The sequence below is a fragment of the Phyllobacterium sp. 22229 genome, assembly GCF_052056495.1.
GTDB classification, from domain to species: Bacteria; Pseudomonadota; Alphaproteobacteria; order Rhizobiales; family Rhizobiaceae; genus Phyllobacterium; species Phyllobacterium myrsinacearum.
Map to the genome: position 1 here is coordinate 68,442 of NZ_JBQEPA010000026.1, position 13,951 is coordinate 82,392.

General features: G+C 55.3%; 15 protein-coding genes. 13 read left to right on the forward strand and 2 right to left on the reverse strand.

Translation table 11 applies throughout. The features are described from left to right. Nucleotides 1–12: 12 nt before the first annotated feature. The 9 genes from ACTJJ7_RS24560 to ACTJJ7_RS24600 all read left to right on the forward strand — a co-directional run bounded on the left by ACTJJ7_RS24560 (nucleotide 13) and on the right by ACTJJ7_RS24600 (nucleotide 8,060). A complete protein-coding gene (locus ACTJJ7_RS24560; protein WP_105737408.1) occupies nucleotides 13–459 on the forward strand; it encodes a cobalamin B12-binding domain-containing protein in 447 nt (148 codons plus the stop codon). Further along, on the forward strand, nucleotides 459–1,445 hold the full coding sequence (gene meaB, locus ACTJJ7_RS24565) for a methylmalonyl Co-A mutase-associated GTPase MeaB (protein WP_440969121.1): 987 nt from the start codon (nucleotides 459–461) through the stop codon (nucleotides 1,443–1,445). Before ACTJJ7_RS24560 ends, meaB begins: the two co-directional genes overlap by 1 nt. Then, nucleotides 1,442–3,142 carry a methylmalonyl-CoA mutase family protein gene (locus ACTJJ7_RS24570; RefSeq protein WP_162800207.1) on the forward strand — a complete coding sequence of 567 codons (1,701 nt, stop codon included), beginning with the start codon at nucleotides 1,442–1,444 and terminating at the stop codon, nucleotides 3,140–3,142. The genes meaB and ACTJJ7_RS24570 overlap by 4 nt, the downstream gene beginning before the upstream one ends. 10 nt (nucleotides 3,143–3,152) lie before the next feature. Then, nucleotides 3,153–3,902, forward strand: a complete 750-nt coding sequence (locus ACTJJ7_RS24575; protein ID WP_105737735.1) for an enoyl-CoA hydratase/isomerase family protein — start codon at nucleotides 3,153–3,155, stop codon at nucleotides 3,900–3,902. Nucleotides 3,903–3,904: 2 nt separating this feature from the next. Next, nucleotides 3,905–5,539, forward strand: a complete 1,635-nt coding sequence (locus tag ACTJJ7_RS24580) for an AMP-binding protein (RefSeq protein WP_440969122.1) — start codon at nucleotides 3,905–3,907, stop codon at nucleotides 5,537–5,539. Nucleotides 5,540–5,650: 111 nt separating this feature from the next. Beyond that, on the forward strand, nucleotides 5,651–6,769 hold the full coding sequence (locus ACTJJ7_RS24585; RefSeq protein WP_105737402.1) for a branched-chain amino acid ABC transporter substrate-binding protein: 1,119 nt from the start codon (nucleotides 5,651–5,653) through the stop codon (nucleotides 6,767–6,769). 207 nt (nucleotides 6,770–6,976) lie between these two features. Further along, on the forward strand, nucleotides 6,977–7,300 hold the full coding sequence (locus ACTJJ7_RS24590) for a hypothetical protein (protein ID WP_130502131.1): 324 nt from the start codon (nucleotides 6,977–6,979) through the stop codon (nucleotides 7,298–7,300). Between the two features lie 93 nt (nucleotides 7,301–7,393). Further along, nucleotides 7,394–7,678 (forward strand): type II toxin-antitoxin system RelE/ParE family toxin, encoded by a 285-nt coding sequence (locus ACTJJ7_RS24595; RefSeq protein ID WP_245421225.1) that lies wholly within the window; start codon nucleotides 7,394–7,396, stop codon nucleotides 7,676–7,678. Between the two features lie 85 nt (nucleotides 7,679–7,763). Further along, complete coding sequence (locus ACTJJ7_RS24600; RefSeq protein WP_105737398.1) at nucleotides 7,764–8,060, forward strand: helix-turn-helix domain-containing protein; 297 nt, start codon at nucleotides 7,764–7,766, stop codon at nucleotides 8,058–8,060. A 222-nt stretch (nucleotides 8,061–8,282) separates the two neighbouring features. Here the strand turns inward: ACTJJ7_RS24600 and ACTJJ7_RS24605 are convergent, their stop codons facing one another. Both ACTJJ7_RS24605 and ACTJJ7_RS24610 read right to left on the reverse strand, forming a co-directional pair. After that, complete coding sequence (locus ACTJJ7_RS24605; protein WP_440969123.1) at nucleotides 8,283–9,302, reverse strand: IS30 family transposase; 1,020 nt, start codon at nucleotides 9,300–9,302, stop codon at nucleotides 8,283–8,285. Between the two features lie 169 nt (nucleotides 9,303–9,471). Then, on the reverse strand, nucleotides 9,472–10,560 hold the full coding sequence (locus tag ACTJJ7_RS24610; RefSeq protein WP_130502130.1) for a nucleotidyltransferase family protein: 1,089 nt from the start codon (nucleotides 10,558–10,560) through the stop codon (nucleotides 9,472–9,474). Nucleotides 10,561–11,056: 496 nt separating this feature from the next. Here ACTJJ7_RS24610 and ACTJJ7_RS24615 point away from each other — a divergent pair, with 496 nt between their 5' ends. The 4 genes from ACTJJ7_RS24615 to ACTJJ7_RS24630 all read left to right on the forward strand — a co-directional run bounded on the left by ACTJJ7_RS24615 (nucleotide 11,057) and on the right by ACTJJ7_RS24630 (nucleotide 13,797). Next, the gene (locus ACTJJ7_RS24615; protein ID WP_105737395.1) at nucleotides 11,057–11,698 is read left to right on the forward strand and encodes a nuclease; all 642 of its coding nucleotides are present in this window, start codon (nucleotides 11,057–11,059) and stop codon (nucleotides 11,696–11,698) included. Next, a complete protein-coding gene (locus tag ACTJJ7_RS24620; protein WP_440969124.1) occupies nucleotides 11,695–12,321 on the forward strand; it encodes a thermonuclease family protein in 627 nt (208 codons plus the stop codon). Before ACTJJ7_RS24615 ends, ACTJJ7_RS24620 begins: the two co-directional genes overlap by 4 nt. Before the next feature lie 12 nt (nucleotides 12,322–12,333). Further along, complete coding sequence (locus ACTJJ7_RS24625) at nucleotides 12,334–12,654, forward strand: hypothetical protein (RefSeq protein ID WP_440969125.1); 321 nt, start codon at nucleotides 12,334–12,336, stop codon at nucleotides 12,652–12,654. 216 nt (nucleotides 12,655–12,870) lie between these two features. Then, nucleotides 12,871–13,797, forward strand: coding sequence for a nucleotidyltransferase and HEPN domain-containing protein (locus ACTJJ7_RS24630; protein ID WP_440969128.1), 927 nt, complete (start codon nucleotides 12,871–12,873; stop codon nucleotides 13,795–13,797). Nucleotides 13,798–13,951 lie beyond the last annotated feature (154 nt).

Consider the following 13,951-nt stretch of genomic DNA (forward strand, 5'->3'; position numbering starts at 1 on the left):
CGCACAGAACTCATGATTGAAACGAGCCAAGACTTCGGCACTGAAGCCCACTCGCCTGACACTATCCGAGTGCTTGTCGCCAAGCTCGGACTCGATGGTCATGACCGGGGAGCGAAGGTGGTAGCACGAATCTTGCGAGATGCTGGCATGGAAGTCGTCTACACTGGCCTCTACAAGGCGCCGAATGAAGTCGTCAGCGCCGCGATCCAAGAAGACGTGGATGTAATCGGAGTCAGTCTTTTATCCGGCTCTCACGTCCCGCTTTTTCGAGAGTTGGGACGGTGCCTTCGGGAGCAAAAAGCCGAGCACATTTTCGTTGTGGCCGGCGGCGTGATCCCCGAACACGACTATACCGCTTTGTTGGATAGCGGGGTCGATGCGATCGTTCCACAAGAGGCGCGGGCAGACTTGATCGTTACGACGATCAAGAATCTTGTCGCCGCTCGTGGGCGCATATGATGGCAGTCCCGTCCAAACAAGCAAAGCGCGGGGCCTACACACCCTCGACCGAGCTTGTGCCCGAGATACTCGCTGGGCGAATCCTTGCCATTGCTCGAATGATTTCTCGGGCCGAAGGCAGCTATGCGGAGGCCTCAGTAGCCTTGGCAGAAATCTACAGGCACACCGGAAAAGCGCACATTGTCGGCATCACCGGAGTACCGGGCTCGGGCAAGTCGACCCTGGTTTCTTCCCTGATCAAATCTTTCGCATCAGGGGGATACAAAGTCGGCGTCATTGCTGTTGATCCCAGCAGTCCGTTCTCCGGCGGAGCAATTCTTGGCGACAGGGTGCGAATGAGCGATGCCGCCGAAGCTTGCCATGCCTTCGTGCGCAGCATGGCAACGCGGGGCCACCTTGGCGGACTGACCCGTTCAACCCTTCAGGCGGTCGATATTCTGGATGCGGCGGGGTACTCACCAATCATTATCGAAACCGTCGGAGTAGGCCAGGACGAGGTTGAGGTGGTGAGGGCAGCGCACACCATTGTGGTTCTTTCTGCGCCCGGGCTTGGCGATGACATTCAGGCGATCAAAGCAGGCATCCTTGAAATCGCGGACATTCACGTGGTCAGCAAATGTGACAAACCGGAGGCTTCAGCGACGGTATCGACTCTTCAAGCCATGATGGCCCTTGGAACGGCGAGCACTAGGACGAGCTGGTATCCGTCGGTCCTTGCAGTGAGCTCGGTTTCCGGAGCGTGCATCCGTGATCTGAAAGAGAACATCGGCAGACACTGGTTGCATTTAAAACAGAGTGGCGAATTGGCTGAACGCCAGCACAATATGTGCAAGACCCGGATACTCGCCACCGCAAAGCAGCTTTTTGAGCATAAATTCAATGAGGACGCTGAAGTCCTCGACAAACACATTCAGGCCGTGATGAGCAGAGACATGGACCCGACTCTGGCTGCTCACCTGTTACTGGGGTGGGAGGATAAGGCGTGAGCGAAACGGATCTGTTCTCGGCACAGGCAATCGAAGACATACGGGAAACGCAGGCCAAGTGGGAGGAAAACGAACTTGCAGCTGCCTTAAAGAGCAGGCCTGAGGAGAAGGGGTTATACGAAACCGAATGCGGCATTCCGTTGAAGCGGATCTATACCGCTGCCGACATCGCGGATATCCCCGCAAGCGACTTGGGTTTTCCAGGAGCTTATCCTTTTACGCGGGGCGTCCATTCCACGATGTATCGCGGGAAGCCGTGGACCATTCGACAGGTTGCCGGCTTTGGCAATCCCGAAGCAACCAACCAACGCTATAAATACATGATTCAAACGGGTCAGACTGGGCTCTCCACCGATTTCGATCTGCCAACCTTGCTTGGCCTGGATTCGGACAATCCCATGGCATTCGGGGAGGTGGGACGCGTAGGCGTCGCGATTGATACGGTGGACGACGTTGACCGCCTCTTTGACGGAATTGACCTCGAAAAAATTTCGGTTTCCTTGACCATCAATCCTTCTGCCTGGGTGATCTATTCAATGTTCATTGCCGTCGCAGAAGAGCGCGGCTGCGATCTGCATAAACTGACTGGAACGCTGCAGGCAGATCCGCTGAAGGAATATGTTGCCCAGAAGGAGTGGATCTATCCGGTGCGGCCAGCTGTTCGGCTTATGCGCGATCTAATCATGCACAGTGCAAAGGCTACTCCAAAGATCAATCCGATCAGCCTAAGCGGATATCATCTGTCGGACGTGGGAGGAAATGCGATCCAGGAGATCGCGTTTATCATGGCGTTTACAATTGCATATTGCGAAGAAGTCATTGAGGCCGGCATGGAAATAGACGACTTCGCGCCCAGGCTGTCGTTCTTTTTTATCAGCCAACAGGATTTCTTCGAACAGATCTGCAAGTTCAGGGCGGCCCGGCGAGTCTACGCTAGAATCATGTCCGAGCGGTTCGATGCCAAGAAACCGGAATCCATGCGGCTGCGGGTGCATGTGCAGACCGCGGCGATGAGCCTGACAAAGGTTGAACACCACAACAATCTCATGCGAACGGCCATTCAGGCACTCGGTGCCGTGCTCGGTGGCTGCCAAAGCATGCACACCAACGGCCTTGATGAGGCATTTGCCATTCCCACGGAAGAGGCCATGAAACTGGCCATCCGCACACAGCAGATCATCCGCGATGAAATCAACGTGACATCGGTGATCGATCCTCTCGGGGGCTCGTATTTTATCGAACGGCTCACGCAGGACATGGAAAATGAAATCTGGAAAATTCTGAAAGAAGTCAACGAGCGGGGAGGCGCAATCAAGCTGGTGGAGGAAGGGTGGTTCCAGCAGAAGCTGGCAGACTCGGCATATGCGACCTTCAGGAAGATCGATACCGGTGAAAAGATTTCGGTAGGCGTTAACCGGCACGTCGATGAGAAAAGCGGTGTGGCGGAGGTGGGTATCCATCCTTATGACGAGCAATGCACTCAGCTGCAAATTGATCGCTTGAATAGCGTACGCGTGAATAGAGACGGGCGCCGTGTGCAAAACCTCTTGAAAGAGCTCGCGGAACAAGCTCGAAGCGCGGACATCAACTTGCTTCCGAAGACAATAGAGCTTGTGAAAGCCAGAGCCACGCTAGGCGAGATTTGCGGTGCGCTGAAAGACGTGTGGGGCTCTTACGCCGAACCAATGATTGTATGAGGAGGACGCCATGACAGCTGCGGTTATTTCCATACACGAAGGGTCTACGGCCTGGGTCAAGCTGAACCGGCCGGAACGGCTCAACGCGATGAACAGGCAGCTTGTTGATGAGCTCGCCGAGGCGCTTTCGAGAGCAGAGGCCGAGGAGTCCATCCGTGTCATCATTGTCCACGGTGAAGGGCGAGCCTTCTGTTCAGGCGATGACCTGAAAGATCTTGATGTTCAGACTGAATCCGAGGCAGCGACACAGGCGTGGGTTGAGGCCATTCAGGACATCACGTTACAGATCATGCGATCCAGGAAGATTGTGATTGCTGCGGTGCACGGCTGGTGCGTGGGCGGCGCTCTCGAATGGGCTATCAACTGCGATTTCAGGCTGTTTGCCGATAGTGCGAGATGGTTCTTCCCCGAAGTAAGCTACGGCTTCTTCGTCACGGGCGGCGTGACCGCACTTTTGACGAAGCAGGTGGGGCCCCAAGTCGCAAAAGAACTGATCATGTTCGGCGAGCGCCACGACGCGAAGAAAGCGCTCGAGGTGGGGATCGCGTGGAAAGTCGTCCCGGCTGCGGAGCTGCTAGGCGAGGCGAAAAAGCTGGCTTTAATGATTGCAGAGCGTCCTGCGAAGTCGGTTGCCGACATAAAGCGTGCAATCAACGTTGGTTTTCACTCATCCCTTGACGAGGCTATGACCATCGAGACCACAGCCACCATTCATGGTTTTCTCTCTGCAGAATCGCAGGCGCGAGCAAGAAGGTTTTGACCATGTTCGTGACAACCAGTGAAGTTTCTCCTCAGTTTTATATTCCCGGTAAAGATGAAATCGATATTGAGAGCCGGGTGCTGCCGAAGATCCTGCTGAGGCAGGCCGAACAGTTCGGCAGCAAGAAATTTATCGAAGTATGCGGGCGTTCGGCCAGTTTTGAGGAGATGCTGTTGATCTCTAACCAACTGGCTCATGGTTTTCGCAAACTGGGCGTAACCCGGCTGGATCGAGTAGCAATACTTCTGCCCAATTGCTTCGAATTCGTCGCGACATGGTTCGCAGTATCAAAGTTGGGTGCAATCGAAGTGCCGAACAATCCCGGTCTGAAAGGCGACCTGCTGTGTCATAACCTGAACAATTGCGGAGCCGAAGTGCTTGTAATTGACGCAGCTGCACTGACGGAAATCGCCAAGGTGCAGGACAGATTGTCCGGTATCCGGACCCTTGTTCTCGTCGGAGCTGATCCGAAAGAAGGTCGTGCCGCCGGCATCAAGATCGATCGGATTGTGGCTTTCGACGAATGTTTGGCACCGCAGTTGGACTTCGACTTGGTTGACATCCACTACTCGGATCCGATGGCAATCTTATACACGTCCGGCACAACTGGCCCGGCCAAAGGCGCGTTGATGTCTCACCACCATTGCTATTCCTGGGTCGCGGCGATGGCGTGCAATTTGGGTTACACGACCAGCGATAGCTATTTCTCGGCTTTGCCGCTGTTCCACACCGATGCCCAGATGTTCGGCGTCTACATGCCACTCATATACGGCACTAGCGCAACTTTAGTGGATGGCTTCAGCGCATCCAGATTTTGGGATCAAGTCCGCGCGAGCGGCGCGTCCGCCACAAATTTGCTGGGTGCCATGGCAGTCATTCTCATGCGGATGCCGGAGTCTGAAAACGATAGCCAAAATCCGGTCAGGATATGCCAATGCATTCCTATGGTGCCGGATAAGGAAGTGTTCGAACAGCGTTTCGGCATTCGACTCGTTACCGGTTACGGGCAGACGGAAACCAGTTTTGTGACCTTAGACACAGCAGACGAAACGCGGCCGGGCTCGTGCGGCCGAATCCATCCTGACTGGGAAGTCGCAATAATGGATGAAACGGACGGACGCCTCCCGCCCGGCATCGTTGGCGAGATCGTGTCACGTCCGAAAAAGAGCTGGAGCATGTTTTCGGGCTACTACCGGTCCGATTCAAAGACTGTACAGACGCTCAGAAACCTTTGGTACCACTCCGGTGATGCTGGCTTCATGGACGAAGAAGGATGGCTGTATTTCAGGCATCGTCTAGACGAGGCTATCCGGCGTCGGGGCGAGAACATTTCCGCCTATGAAGTAGAATCCGTTGCTGAGAAACATCCGGACATAGTGGAAAGCGTCGCCTTCGGTATTCCGTCGGAATTCACTGAAGAGGACATCATGGTTGTCGCGATGCGCAGAGCGGGATCCCCGGTACAACCTTCAGACTTACTCAGCCATTTCAGAGAGTCGGCACCCCGACATATGATTCCGCGCTACATCGAAATCACCGACACGCCGCTTCCAAGAACCCCAACTGAAAAGATCGCTCGAAGCGCGTTGAAACAACGAGGTGTAAGCCACGCGACCTTCGATCGAGGCGACAGATAGCACACTCAAATATCCCGATGCGATAGGAGCCGATCAGTTTGCTTTTTGCGTGATAAGTGGGCACCGCACGAAAGCACCATCGAACGCCCACAATATAAATGGGAACGTTAAATGAAAAAGTCACTTTTGTCAGTCGTTGCCGTTACCGCGCTAGTCGCACTCGGTGGCCACGCGAATGCTGATATCCTGATCGGGGTTGCCGGACCAATTACTGGTCCGAATGCCGCGTTTGGCGCACAATTCCAAAAGGGTGCCGAACGCGCTGCGGCTGATATTAATGCCATCGGCGGCGTCCTCGGCCAGCAGATAAAGATAGTGGTCGGGGATGATGTCTCCGATCCAAAGCAGGGCATCTCAGTTGCCAACAAGTTCGTCGCAGATGGCGTCAAGTTCGTAGTTGGGCACTTCAACTCTGGTGTCTCAATTCCGGCTTCGGAAGTTTATGCCGAGAATGGTGTGCTTGAGATTACACCGGCGTCAACCAACCCGCAGTATACCGAACGCGGCTTGTGGAACACATTTCGCACCTGCGGGCGCGACGATCAGCAGGGAAAGGTCGCTGGTGAGTATATTGCTGCCAACTTCAAAAATGCCAAGATTGCCATTATTCATGACAGGACACCATATGGCCAAGGTCTCGTAGATGTAGCAAAAAAGGTACTAAATGCTAGTGGTCTGACCGAGGTAGTATATGAAGGCATCCTTATCGGCGACAAAGACTTCTCGGCCCTCATAGCCAAGATGAAGAAGGCCGGTGTTACATTAATCTACTTCGGTGGCCTACATACCGAGGCTGGCCTGATCATGAGGCAGTCTGCGGACCAAGGTCTGAAGGCAACGCTGTTCTCGGGTGACGGTATGGTGTCGAGTGAACTCGCTTCTATCGCGGGTGACGCTGTAATCGGCACACTTAACACCTTCGCGCCAGACCCACGGAAGAATCCAGCCGCCCACGATATTGTCGAGAAGTTTCACGCCGCTGGCTTTGAGCCGGAAGCGTATACTCTCTACTCTTACGCTGCGGTTCAGATTCTCGCGTCCGCCATTGCCAAGAGCGGTTCCGCAACCGATGCTCAGAAAGTGGCAGATACCATCAAAGCGAACGGTCCAGTGTCAACCGCCATCGGTGACATCAGCTTCGATTCAAAGGGCGACATCACGCGACCGGATTATATCATATACGAGTGGAAAAAAGGGAACGATGGGAAACCCACCTACTTCGAAAAGTAAGGATTTTGGGAGTTGAGCGGTCAAAGATGCCCGCTGGTTGCGGGCATTTCAAATCCATAAATCATTGAGGAAAATCAACTGTAGCCGGGGAAGTATACTGGACCTTAGTGAAATGGTGACTGCCAAGCAGGCAAAATCTATAAGCACGATGCAAACACCAAAGCTGTTGTGCATGGCAACCAGTTGGCCAATGCCCTGAAAATCGAAATGGCAAGCTGGTATCGGCCAACTGCAGAAGGCTGCTTCACCCACCTCAACCGCAACAGCCTTCAAGTCGCGGTGACGGAAGCGGCTGGACAACAGGCGGCAAGCGCCGTTGTCAGCGCCAAGAAGAAGGCCGAAGCCGTTGTCGTTGCCGAACGGTTGGTCAAGGATACCAACTGGTTGCCAAAATATGTGCGCATCGAGCAGCCAAACGCCAACAATGTTGCCGATCTGGAAAGCATCGACGACATCGAAGATGATGGGGAAATCGATCCGTCTGAGACGGGTGATCTCGACGCGGACGCCTTCGAACAGGCGGCGGAATAACCGGCGAGGGGCGGCGCAAGCCGCCCGTCCATCAATGTACGGAAATCCCGTATTAATCCTTGGCAGAAGTGCGGAAATTCCGTATGAGTAATTATGCAAACAGTTATCGAAACACCCGCATTTCTGGCTTCGGCATATGATGAGGGTATAAGCGATCTGGAACGCGCCGACATCGTTGCATTCATCGCGGATAATCCAACTGCCGGTGACCTGATGCCCGGTAGTGGGGGCGCACGTAAGGTCCGATACGCAGCACGAGGCAAAGGCAAGAGCGGCGGCTATCGCATCATTACCTATTTCGCAGACGAGGTATTCCTGTGTTCCTGTTGGATATCTACAGCAAATCCTCTCAGGCAAATTTATCCAAGTCTGAATTGAATGAGTTGAAGAAGGTTCTAACTGCATTGCCTCGCATCTGGCGCGAAAACGCAAAAGCCAGATCAGCAAATGAGAGGAAGAAGAAATGAGCAAAGCCGGAAGTAGAATATTACAAGGCGCACATGAAGCGCTTGCCATTGCCAAAGGTGAGGCCAATCCAGATGATTATCGCATCCACATTCCCGCAAAGATCGATGTGAGCGCCATTCGGGCAAAGACCGGACTCTCGCAAGCAGCCTTTGCCGCACGGTATGGTTTTTCGATTGGAAGGATACGGGATTGGGAGCAAGGCAGAAGTGCGGTTGATGCGCCTTCACGCCTTCTCCTGACCATTATCGAGAAAGAACCGGAAGCTATTGAGCGGGCATTGAGCGCGGCATAGCGATTTCAAATCAGGGGTGCTCTTCCAGGCACCAGCGCCCGCCCTCGTGCAGATCGCGGGTATCGAACCCGCTCCTGCCCGTTTTCACCAAAGCTCGCGTCGCTCCCGCGGCTTCGGTCAACAGGCCCCGGTTGCATTGGCTGCCGGGACCTTTGCTATTGACCCACTCCCCTGTGAGTTCTCGGCCAAGCGCGACCTTGCAGCATCGGCAAGCTAATCCATTCACCGCCTCCTTGCCATGACCTTTTGCCGGAAGACTTCGGCCGGTGTCCTGAAGCCCAGACATTTGCGGGGGGTGGTGTTGAGCTGGTTGCAGACGCGGTGCAGTTCGATATCGCTAATGGCCAGGGGATCGACATCCCTCGAAAGCCATCTGCGTGCCCGGCGATTTGTGTTCTCGACGGTGCCTTTTTGCCAGGGCGACTGCGGATCGCAGAACCATGTCTGAGTTCCAAGCCCAGCTTGTAGGTGTGGCCAATCGGTGAATTCGGTGCCTCGGTCAAAGGTAATTGACCGGCGGGCACGGACGGGCAGGGCTTCCAGCGTCCGTATCAGACGCTCCATGATCGGCCGCGACTGCCGGTCATTGTTGCGCAGGAATACGGTGAAGCGACTGACCCGCTCAACCAGAGAAGTGATATTGGCTTCGCCGAACTTCTTCCTGAACTGAATGAGATCACACTCCCAATGACCGAACTGCTTGCGTTCACGCACGCTGTCTGGTCGATGCAGGATACTCAGTTCCGGGCTGAACCGGCGGCCATAACAGCGCCGGGCACGCCGCGGACGGCGTCGGGCGCGACGCTCCGGCAGGTGATGCCACAGTTTGATCGCCTGACCATCTTTCGAATAGGCAAACCGGTAGATCGTCTCATGACAGACACTCATGCCGTGTCGCGCTTCTTCCAGCTTGAGGCGGCCTGCGATCTGTTCGGGTGACCAGCCGTGGCGGATACGCTCGATGATAGCCTCGCGCAGCAGCGGCCGTCGCATCAGTTTGCGCAGATTGTAACGCCGGTCCTTTGACTTCGTATCGGCCACCAGACCGTAATAACCCGTCAGTTCTCGCATCTCGGGATCATCGAAACTATTGCGCTTCAGTTCGCGAAAGATCGTCGAGCGATGCCGCCCCAGTTTCTCGGCAATAATATCAACGCTGATCTTTGCGGCGCGCCAGCGCTCGATCTTACGCCGCTCATCAAGCGTGATTTGGGAGTAGGTGTGCCGAAGCAGTCCATTCATGAGCAATTCCTTTGCTGCGATAAGCCATTGTTATCGCTACAAAGTCGCACTTCAGAATAGAACCCACCCCCCGGTCTGCTAAAAATCGCGTAACAATTATTATGGAACAAGCTAATCAGGCGGTGATGTTATATCAGTGACAATCACAGCTACCGCCTCGAAGCATCGGTCATTGATCTATATGCTGAACTGGGGAGTCGAAGTCATCTTCCCCAAGTGCCAGAGCGATTTCAGCGGGCATTTGAGCCAGACTGGCGATGGCCTTTTCACGCCAAGAAGATCCCCGCTCACAAAGCTCCTGCCACAAATCTTTTAGATCGTCTGGACGTTGAATAGCCAATACACTGATCAATGCTCGGGCCTGTTCCAAATCCTTTCGGGACTTTGCCGCACTCTGCTGATCATCTTGACGGCGCAGCTGAGAAACAATCAATTTATGCAGAGCATATCGGGTTGGGTCCGGCACGTTAATTGGAATTCCTGCCCCATGAAGGGCAACGCCATTGACCTCCTGATATAATAGAAAATCAAGATAACGCAGGAATTGTGCATCACTGCGGATGGCTGGCAATGAACCGACCTTTGGGCGGTCGGGACCACGCATCGGACTCAAGATGTCAACCGAGAAGCGTTCGTCACCTCCAACACGAAGGGCGTACCGCATGGTTTTTCGGCCATCCATTGCATAGGGAACAGCTTTGAAACGTGTATCAACGGTCTGAAGGACGGATTCAAGGTCCCGGTCGATTTTATCCTCGACTGCAATGGCGATGGATTGGAATTGACCTATATCGAGATCGCCCGTCCTGCTGATCGTTGCGGGCAAATGATAACCAAGCAATCCGGAATATGTTTGAAATGCAACCGAACCGATAACGGTGGCGCGAAGGCGAAATACACCCGCTTCTGCCATAGCGGCCATAATGTTTCCTGACATTGTATCGGGGACCGGAAGACGTGCAGCGCGCAGGGCTCGAACCATATCGCGACGTTGGCGCAGATTTTCCACGTGATCTTGCAACTCTTGGAGATGTGCGCGTGTTTGATCGTTGTCCGGGCCGATATATTTTGCGGATGGACGTGTGCCGTCACGATCTGTCGGTGGTTGCCAGTACCAGTACAGTCTGCCCTTCACGTCCCGGGTATATGCAGAACCTCCCTGAGCAGTCAGTGCGGATAGGTTTCCAGTCCAGGCGCGTTGCACCAAATCCGCATATATAGTCTGGATGGCGATTGGCAATTCGTCAATTTTTGCCACTGGGGTTCCTTTGTAGGCAAATGAAGTGGGTTGCCTACAATATACCTGGAGCCGTCAACACTCGCAATATGGGAGTTGTAGGCAAATGCATTAAAATGCCTACAACAGAATTGCCAGCGAACTTAGAGAGATATGGAAGCTATCGCGTGGCGATCAGCGGTTCGACATAAGGCCCTGCTATTTGGCTGATCTGGCTTAGATACTCAAATCCATACGGGCGGCCAACGCCGGATCTGGACCACGCCTGCCAAGCCCCCCCAAAAACAAAAGTATCCACCAACAACAACTCTGGATCACCCCGTGGGCAGGCCAGTTGGTGAAAGAGGGCCACCAACTGAGCGCCGCAGCCGTCTGCGATTTGACGTCTGCCCTTGTTGGAGAACGAAATATTCCATGCTATATATCAAACTAGAGTTGGATATTGCTTTTCCCGTCGGACGCTCCAGAACTGAGAATGGATGATGGGAGGATGCAATAGCCGGAATTGGGTGGTGACATGATGGTCATTGCAGGCAAGCGGCTTGGTATCGGCGTTTTCATGCTGATCGCAGCCTTGATTGGATGGCGCCGGCACGATCCAGACATCCTCCCCTCCTCGCCGGCTTTTGTCGGCCCGGTGCAGGAGGCGGCCCCAGCGGCTTCGGAACCGCATTCCGGTGCGGTTTTTCCCGAGCCCTTTCCCTTTCCACCGGACGCGGCGTTCGAAACCGGTGATACATGGCTATCGCACGGCAAACGTTACCGCCTCTACGGGGTGCAGTCCTGCATTCGCGGAACGCGGATTATTGTCTCCGGTAACGTCAAGCGCGACTGCGGCGCGCTCAATATCCTGATGGTGCAGGCCATCGTCAAAGACACGATCCCCTCTTGTTCGGTCATCAGGATCATCGATGAGTACAATGCGCTTGTCATCTGCCAGACACGGGCCGGGACGCGCAGCTATGATCTTGCGAGCCTGTTGATCGCCCGTGGATGGGGATTTGCAGCCATTGACGAGACGAGAAAGCTCATCGTCCCCGCCTATCGCATGCTTGAGGAGGCGGCGCGCCAGGCCCGTGCCGGGCTTTGGGCCTATTCGGATCTGCCGCATCCGCTCGGCATTCTCTACCCGTCAAAGCCGGAGGGAGGGAGGCCATGAAAATGCTGCGCACATGTCTGCTGCTCGGGGCGGTGGTGCTTGACAGTGCAGCCGCGCCAAATACACCAAGTTCCGGACAGAGCCTGTCCTTGCCGGCGCAGATCCATGGCCGCGTTCGTGTTGTCGACGGAAAAACCCTGACGTTCATGCAACAGAAGGAAACCGTACGGCTGGCCGGATATGAAACACCTGAACCGGAACAAATCGCCGACAGCGACGGTGTTGAATGGCCGGCAGGACAGATTGCCCGTTCCTGGCTCGTCCTTCGCACCCTGCGCCGCGACGTAAACTGCTCTCCGCTTCAACGCGACGGCAACAACGTCATCCTTGCGCATTGTTTTGTCGGAGAGATCAATCTGGCGGCCGCAGCCATCGCCGAAGGTATCGGCTATGCCTATCACTATCCGGGGGAACCTGCCGTTCCCGCCTATTTCGATCTTGAGCGCAGGGCACGCGGTCTCGGTTTCGGCGTCTGGTCGGCAAAGGGCCTGCTACCGCCATGGCAATATCGCGCAGAAAAATCAAAACCGGCATTGGCTCCCTCCAATATCGATCCGCCCGGGCAAGGACCTGCTCGCCCGCCACCTTTATCTGCGCCCGCTCCTGCGGGACAACTTCCTTGAAAGGGGAAAGCCATGCAGATACGCACTGCGACCATCATCGCAACGCTTGCCGCCGTCATGTTTGTGGTGGCGTTCCAGGCATTTGCAGTGGATATGAAACAACAGCCTCCGCAAAAGCCTGGCGCCGATCAATGCGGCGCTGGCGGCCGCGGCTGTGTCTCCGAGCGGGAGAAAGCCTATATGGATCTCGGCTATCGGCTTTTGCCGAAATCCTCGTCCTCAGCCATTGCCAATTTTGCCCGTGCCTGCGCAGAAAGACCGCAATGGGCCGATGACTGCAAGCACAGGCCGGTTATCATCCTGAAGCGTCTTGGCCTGACGCTTGATGATTGAATGGAATGATGGTTTGCAAGGCTCCGCGATTGGCCGGCATGGCTTTGAAGGGGGCATAGCGACAAAAAAAAGCTGTGCTTGCGAGCCATCATTTAGCACAATACCGGCAGCAAGTGCACAGGCTGTTGCTGCCTGCCGGCAAACATGGCACACCGGGGCAGCTGGCGCCAGCGCTGCAGGATGGAAAGAACCGGCCGGGAGACAGAGCACCGCATGATGAAGTCCAGTCTTGATCATCTGCCCGAACGCAAGCAGCGGGAATTAGCGCGCATTGTCGACCTGCTCCTGGAGGAGTTCGAGGATGCGCTGAAGGATGCGACGGCCGACTTCAAGAAGAAGGGCCGGATCCTGAAAGTGATCCTGTTCGGCTCCTATGCGCGCGGGGACTGGGTGGACGAGCCCCACACGATGAAGGGGTACCGGTCCGACTATGATCTGCTCATCCTTGTCAACAACCGCAAGCTGACCGACTTTGCCAGCTACTGGTACAAGGCGGCCGACCGGCTGATCCACGACAAGGGCGTTCCCACCCAGGTCGGCTTCATCGTCCATTCGCGCCGCGAGGTGAACACGGCGCTCAGGCAAGGCCAGTATTTCTTTTCCGACATTCAGCGCCAGGGCATCGTGCTTTACGAACTCGACGACGAGCCGCTGGCCGACCCGCGCCCGCTCACCCCGGCCGACGAGTACAGGGTGGCAAGGGAACATTTTGATGTTAGGTTTGCTGAAGCTCAAATGATGTTAGCCACCGCGCGGTGGCAGTACAGACAATCTCCTGAAAACACCGGTTGGCAAAAAGGGGCAGCATTTAGCTTTCACCAAGCCATCGAGCACGCCTATTCGACCGCGCTGCTCACCCTCACCAATTACGGCCCGGCATCGCACAATCTGAATTTTCTGCGCACCTTGGCCGAAGGCCGGGACCGGCGCCTTGCCGAGGCCTGGCCGCGCGACCAGCAGCGCTACCGCGCCTGGTTCAACACGGTCAACGAAGCCTATGTCAAATCGCGCTATTCCAAGCATTACGCGATCAGCGAGGAAGCGCTTGTCTGGCTGGGCGAGCGGACCGCCATCCTGCATGACCTTGTCGAGACGATCTGCCAGGACCATCTCGGTGAGCTTGAGGCGAAAGCCGCCGTCTAGCCTGTTGCCCGGCGAGGCTGTCGCCGATGGCGGTCCTTATCCGACGTGGATCATCAGCCGGCGGACTGGACAAGCCGGGCATAGACGCCGTTCAACGCCATCAGTTCATCATGGGTTCCGCGCTCGGCAATGCAGCCCTTGTCCAGAACGATGA

What these genes read in the sequence shown, in the direction of transcription:
- ACTJJ7_RS24560 (WP_105737408.1), top strand. Translation starts at nt 13, where the DNA reads ATGATTGAAACGAGCCAAGACTTCGGCACTGAAGCCCACTCGCCTGAC.
- ACTJJ7_RS24630 (WP_440969128.1), top strand. Translation starts at nt 12,871, where the DNA reads ATGAAGTCCAGTCTTGATCATCTGCCCGAACGCAAGCAGCGGGAATTA.
- ACTJJ7_RS24605 (WP_440969123.1), bottom strand. Translation starts at nt 9,302, where the DNA reads ATGAATGGACTGCTTCGGCACACCTACTCCCAAATCACGCTTGATGAG.
- ACTJJ7_RS24580 (WP_440969122.1), top strand. Translation starts at nt 3,905, where the DNA reads ATGTTCGTGACAACCAGTGAAGTTTCTCCTCAGTTTTATATTCCCGGT.
- meaB (WP_440969121.1), top strand. Translation starts at nt 459, where the DNA reads ATGGCAGTCCCGTCCAAACAAGCAAAGCGCGGGGCCTACACACCCTCG.
- ACTJJ7_RS24600 (WP_105737398.1), top strand. Translation starts at nt 7,764, where the DNA reads ATGAGCAAAGCCGGAAGTAGAATATTACAAGGCGCACATGAAGCGCTT.
- ACTJJ7_RS24615 (WP_105737395.1), top strand. Translation starts at nt 11,057, where the DNA reads ATGATGGTCATTGCAGGCAAGCGGCTTGGTATCGGCGTTTTCATGCTG.
- ACTJJ7_RS24585 (WP_105737402.1), top strand. Translation starts at nt 5,651, where the DNA reads ATGAAAAAGTCACTTTTGTCAGTCGTTGCCGTTACCGCGCTAGTCGCA.
- ACTJJ7_RS24620 (WP_440969124.1), top strand. Translation starts at nt 11,695, where the DNA reads ATGAAAATGCTGCGCACATGTCTGCTGCTCGGGGCGGTGGTGCTTGAC.
- ACTJJ7_RS24595 (WP_245421225.1), top strand. Translation starts at nt 7,394, where the DNA reads ATGCAAACAGTTATCGAAACACCCGCATTTCTGGCTTCGGCATATGAT.
- ACTJJ7_RS24575 (WP_105737735.1), top strand. Translation starts at nt 3,153, where the DNA reads ATGACAGCTGCGGTTATTTCCATACACGAAGGGTCTACGGCCTGGGTC.
- ACTJJ7_RS24625 (WP_440969125.1), top strand. Translation starts at nt 12,334, where the DNA reads ATGCAGATACGCACTGCGACCATCATCGCAACGCTTGCCGCCGTCATG.
- ACTJJ7_RS24590 (WP_130502131.1), top strand. Translation starts at nt 6,977, where the DNA reads ATGGCAAGCTGGTATCGGCCAACTGCAGAAGGCTGCTTCACCCACCTC.